The sequence below is a fragment of the Komagataeibacter kakiaceti JCM 25156 genome, assembly GCF_000613305.1.
The window spans coordinates 1-1,250 of record NZ_BAIO01000611.1; the positions used below are offsets into that span (position 1 = coordinate 1).

Annotated in this window: 1 protein-coding gene and 1 pseudogene; both read right to left on the minus strand. The window is 63.4% G+C overall.

The window, feature by feature from the left end:
- Positions 1-250, minus strand: a pseudogene (locus JCM25156_RS25710) (biotin/lipoyl-containing protein); the annotation flags it as partial.
- Positions 251-261: 11 nt separating this feature from the next.
- Positions 262-1,250: pyruvate dehydrogenase complex E1 component subunit beta (locus tag JCM25156_RS17135; RefSeq protein WP_025814115.1), on the minus strand; the 989-nt coding region annotated here is incomplete at its 5' end.

Genomic DNA, 1,250 nt, shown 5'->3' on the forward strand with positions numbered 1-1,250 from the left:
CACGCTTTCGCCCTGCGCCACCAGTATGGCGATCGGCGCGTTGACGGCAACGCCCTCCGTCCTCCGGGATCAGGATACGGCCCATTATGCCTTCGTCCACGGCCTCGACTTCCATCGTGGCCTTGTCCGTCTCGATTTCCGCAATCACGTCACCAGACGCGATGCTATCGCCTTCCGCCTTCAGCCAGCGGGCCAGCTTGCCTTCCTTCATGGTGGGGGAAAGCGCCGGCATCAGGATGTTGATCGACATCGTGCGTTCCCTCACACAACCTGCCGGACGGCATTGATGATCCAGTCCGCATTGGGCAGGGCAAGTTTCTCAAGATTGGCGGCGAACGGCATCGGCACGTCCGCGCCCGCCACGCGCACCGGTGGCGCGTCGAGGTAGTCGAAGGCATGTTCGATCACCTGCATGGCGACCTCCGCGCCAATACCGGCGAATGGCCAACCTTCCTCCACACAGACAAGGCGGCTGGTCTTCTTCACACTGTCCACCACCGTCTGCGTATCAAGCGGGCGGATGGTGCGCAGGTTGATGACTTCCGCCTCGATCCCCTGCGCGGCCAGTTTTTCCGCCGCCTCAAGGGCGACGCCAACCATGATGGAGAAAGCCACGATAGTCACATCCCGGCCTTCGCGCTCCACCTTGGCCCTGCCGATGGGCAGGATGAAGTCCTCATCCACCGGACAGGGGAAACGCTGGCCGTACAGAATCTCGTTTTCAAGGAAGATGACCGGGTTGGGATCACGGATCGCAGCGCGCAGCAGGCCCTTCGCATCCGCCGCAGACCAGGGCGCGACCACCTTCAGCCCCGGCACATGCCCGTACCAGCTTGCGTAGCACTGCGAATGCTGCGCGCCCACGCGGGCGGCCGCGCCGTTGGGGCCACGGAACACGATGGGGCACGACATCTGCCCCCCCGACATGTAGCGCGTCTTGGCGGCGGAATTGATGATCTGGTCAATGGCCTGCATGGCGAAGTTCATGGTCATGAACTCCACGATCGGCTTCAGCCCGGTCAGCGCCGCGCCAATGGCCATGCCGGTAAAGCCCTGTTCGGTAATGGGGGTGTCGATCACCCGCTTTTCCCCGAACTCGTCCAGCAGGCCCTGCGAGATTTTGTAGGCCCCCTGGTACTGCGCCACTTCCTCGCCAATCAGGAACACATCCTCATCACGGCGCAGCTCGGCGGCCATGGCGTCGCGCAGGGCTTCACGCACCGTGATCTCGGTGCATTCGCCCCAGTCCG